This window comes from Streptomyces sp. NPDC096040, from assembly GCF_040303265.1.
Lineage (GTDB): Bacteria > Actinomycetota > Actinomycetes > Streptomycetales > Streptomycetaceae > Streptomyces.
The window spans coordinates 1-3,569 of the sequence record NZ_JBEOTA010000083.1; the positions used below are offsets into that span (position 1 = coordinate 1).

Annotated in this window: 4 protein-coding genes and 1 pseudogene; 2 read left to right on the forward strand and 3 right to left on the reverse strand. The window is 68.4% G+C overall.

The window, feature by feature from the left end:
* Positions 1 to 39 precede the first annotated feature (39 nt).
* The 3 genes from ABTY98_RS41985 to ABTY98_RS41995 are packed head-to-tail and all read right to left on the reverse strand — an operon-like array spanning position 40 to position 1,070.
* Positions 40 to 585, reverse strand: a complete 546-nt coding sequence (locus ABTY98_RS41985) for a hypothetical protein (protein ID WP_352226443.1) — start codon at positions 583 to 585, stop codon at positions 40 to 42.
* Positions 586 to 645: 60 nt separating this feature from the next.
* Complete coding sequence (locus tag ABTY98_RS41990) at positions 646 to 840, reverse strand: Lsr2 family DNA-binding protein (protein ID WP_352226445.1); 195 nt, start codon at positions 838 to 840, stop codon at positions 646 to 648.
* Positions 807 to 1,070, reverse strand: a complete 264-nt coding sequence (locus ABTY98_RS41995; RefSeq protein WP_352226446.1) for a hypothetical protein — start codon at positions 1,068 to 1,070, stop codon at positions 807 to 809. The genes ABTY98_RS41990 and ABTY98_RS41995 overlap by 34 nt, the downstream gene beginning before the upstream one ends.
* 307 nt (positions 1,071 to 1,377) lie before the next feature.
* Here ABTY98_RS41995 and ABTY98_RS42000 point away from each other — a divergent pair, with 307 nt between their 5' ends.
* Together ABTY98_RS42000 and ABTY98_RS42005 are read left to right on the forward strand one after the other, a co-directional pair.
* Complete coding sequence (locus tag ABTY98_RS42000; protein ID WP_352226444.1) at positions 1,378 to 1,857, forward strand: RICIN domain-containing protein; 480 nt, start codon at positions 1,378 to 1,380, stop codon at positions 1,855 to 1,857.
* 90 nt (positions 1,858 to 1,947) lie between these two features.
* Positions 1,948 to 3,382, forward strand: a pseudogene (locus ABTY98_RS42005) (IS1380 family transposase).
* Positions 3,383 to 3,569 lie beyond the last annotated feature (187 nt).

Consider the following 3,569-nt stretch of genomic DNA (forward strand, 5'->3'; position numbering starts at 1 on the left):
GCCGGATTACCCCTAAGTTACCGGTATTGAGGCTAACCACTATTGGGGTGCAAGGTCGCCGTCGCGCCGTGACTCCAGGCCCTGGGCGAGCGTCTCGCAGTAGGCCAGGGCTGTCACCGCCTGCATGAGATCGCCCTCGGCCGCGGACCGGCACGCCAACCACATCATCGTCACAATGCCCTGCAGCGGCCCGCCCTCATCGCTGTCGCCGTCCTCCTCCAGGCGCTCGCGCAGCACGCGGTCGCCCTCCTCCAGGACCCAGACACCGCCGTACCTCTCCGGGCGCACCCCGGTCAGGGCCGTCAGCCACAAGTCGGCGTGTGACTGGAGCAGCTGCTCGGTCGGCCGGAAGTCCAGGACGGTCCCGCACGGCATCCAGTCGCTGTCGTCGTGGCTCGCGGTGCCGGGCCACTCGGGCAGACCCTCGGAGTGCGCGGGGCACAGGAACGCGAGCCAGGCCGCGCCGGGCCCGTCGCCCGCAGCCGGACCCTCCCGGAGCGCAGACGCCTTCGCGCGGCACCGCACGATGGTGCGCAACGCGGTGAGCGACCGGTGGGCGGACAGCTGCTGACCGACGGACGGCACGCGGGCACGCGAGTGTGGGGCGGCAAAGCGTACTCGTCCCGAGCCAACCGGGCCTGGTGCTCACCTTTGTGATGCCTCGTAGGCCTCCCGGATGGTCGCAGGGATACGACCACAATCATTTACGAGATAGCCGTTGGTGCGTGCCCAGAGGCGTATCGGCTCGTCTTCCGGACGGCACGTCCCCGGCGTTGTTCCGTTGTGTCCGACTTCGTGGTAGTTGATCAGATGCCGTAGACGCTCTCCTTGCTGGTCCAGGTGCCGTCGAGGTCGCCGCTGTCGCGGCGCAGGCGGAAGGCCTGGGCCGCGCCGGGGAAGACCGTGTTGTCGACGGGGGCGGTGCGGATCGTGGGGCGCTCGGTCCGGCCGTGGCCGCGGTCCTCGTCGATGTCGGTGGTCTCCACCCAGTCGGCGTCGGGGCCGGCCAGCACGGCTGCCGGCGAGGCCTGCGGCAGGCGCACGCCGCGGGGGATCGCATACCTCGTCACCGGCGACACTCCGCCGTGCGGCTGCCCGCACGCCGAGGCTGAGGACACCTGCCGGAGCCGCGGCGTCCACTCGTCACCGGTGGGTCAGCCGCTGAAGGTTCGCTGTGTCCAGCGGCAAGGTCCGCGCAAGAAAACGAAGCCTCCGACGCATCGCCCCAGACCCTCGGCGAGGCGCCCTCGACATTTCCATACGTTGTATAGTACTACTGGGTCGGCCGCCTTGGACGACAGGGCGGCTGTGGAAGCAAAGGAAATCTGAGCAATGCGTTTTCTGTCTAAGCGTCGTATTGGCGGAAGAGCGGGGAAGTTGGCTGCCGCCCTTGCGGGTTTCGTCGCACTGGGCACTCTGACCGCCGCTCCGGCGAGCGCAGTCCCGTACAACACCAACATGACAATTGTTGGATCTTCTTCCGGCCGCTGCATCGACCGCCCCAACGGCTCGCACGACAACGGCACCCAGCTGCAGCTCTTCGACTGCAACGGCGTCCAGGCGGCCCAGAACTGGCAGTACACCAACGACAAGCAGCTGTGGGGCCCGGCGTGCATGGACGCCTCCAACTGGGGTAAGACCAACGGCACGCCGGTCGTCATGTGGGGCTGCGGCTACCCGGTCCAGGCCAACGAGCAGTGGGACTTCCACGGCGACGGCACGATCACCAACGTCAACGCGCCGGGCATGTGCCTGGACGCGTACAACGGGGGCACGTCCAACTACACGAAACTCGTACTGTGGTCCTGCAACGGCCAGGACAACCAGAAGTGGAGTTACTGGTATACGGCCAACTAACCTCGCCGTTTCACTTGGGGACGGCTGGCTTTGGGGCCGAAACGCGAAAGTGCCTTCCTGACCTGGGACGATGAACCTTGCTGAGGGGTTCTGTCGGTCCAGGCGGAGGGCACTTTCTACGTGCAGGGTATCGGGTTGCGTCCCAAGATCCAGGTCAGTGCCGATGGTGCGGGGGTGGTCGGGCATGCCGGGGCACGGTTGCTGGCGGATCTCGCTGATGCCACCGGGCTGACCGCCGCGTACTCCGCCGCTCTCAGGTCGCTTCGGCCGCGCGGGACCGGGCATGATCCGGGCCGGATCGCCACCGACCTGGCGGTGATGCTCGCCAATGGTGGCGAGGCCATTGCGGACCTGGCCGTACTGCGGGACCAGCAGGGGTGTTCGGTTCGGTCGCCTCGACACCGACGGCCTGGCGGCTGCTCGCCGACACCGATGAGAGGGCACTGTCTTCTCTGTGCTCGGCCCGTGCCCAGGCCCGGGAAGTCGCCTGGCTGCAGGCCGCCGAGCACAGTGAGGGCATTCCCGCAGTCCGGGCCGCGGGACGCGTGCTGCCCGGTCTGGTCCTGGACCTCGACGCGACGCTGGTCACCTGCCACTCCGAGAAAGAGCAGGCCGCACCCACCTATAGGGGCGGCTTCGGCTTCCACCCGCTGCTGTGCTTCCTGGCCAACACCGGCGAGGCCATGTCGGGGCGGCTGCGGCCAGGGAACGCCGGTGCCAACACCGCCAGCGACCACATCACAGTGCTCGACCAGGCGCTCGCGCAGATCCCCGACGCCCACCGGCACGGCACCGACATCCTCGTGCGCACCGACAGTGCCGGATCCGCGAAAGCCTTCCTCGCCCACGTCCGCGACGTGCGGAAACGAGGAATCCGTACCTTCTTCTCGGTCGGATACGCCATCACCGAGCCGGTCCGCCGCGCTGTCGGGCCATGCCCGACAGCCTCTGGCATCCCGCCCTGGACCAGGACGGGACGCTGCGTGATGGCGCCGAGGTCGCCGAGCTGACCGGCATGGTCGACCTGGACGGCTACCCGGCCGGCACCCGCATCATCGTGCGCCGGGAGCGGCCGCACCCCGGAGCCCAGCTGTCTCTGTTCGACCAGGACGAGGGCCTGCGCCATCAGGTGTTCCTCACCGACACCCCGTACTCCGGTGGTGGTTCCGCTCAGTTCCCGGAGGACCGTCACCGCGGGCATGCATGCGTCGAGGACCACATCCGGTGCGGCAAGACCACCGGATTCGGCCGCTTCCCCTCCCGAGACTTCGGCGTCAACGCCGCCTGGCTCGAACTCAGCCTCGCGGCGATCGACCTGCTGGCCTGGACCCGTGCCCTCCTCCTGGACGGGGAGCTGGCTACTGCTGAGCCGAAGAAGCTCCGCTACCGGCTGCTGCACGTCGCCGCACGCCTCACCCGCGGCGGCCGCCGCCTGCGCTTGCGGATATCGGCGACCTGGCCTTGGAGAAACGAACTGGCCACGACCTTCCAACGCCTCGCCGCGCTGCCCCGACCCGTTGGCTGACCGGCAAACCCCCGTCCGCCCACGACCCGAAGGACCCCGGAGAACCCGACCACCGCGCCGGGACTCCGCCCTGCCCAAGTACCGAAATCGCGTCGGCCACCCAACAGTTGGTGACCAGCAACGCCGCATCATCCCAAACGAAACGGGGAGGTTAGCCTCAATACCGGTAACTTAGGGGCAAGCCGGT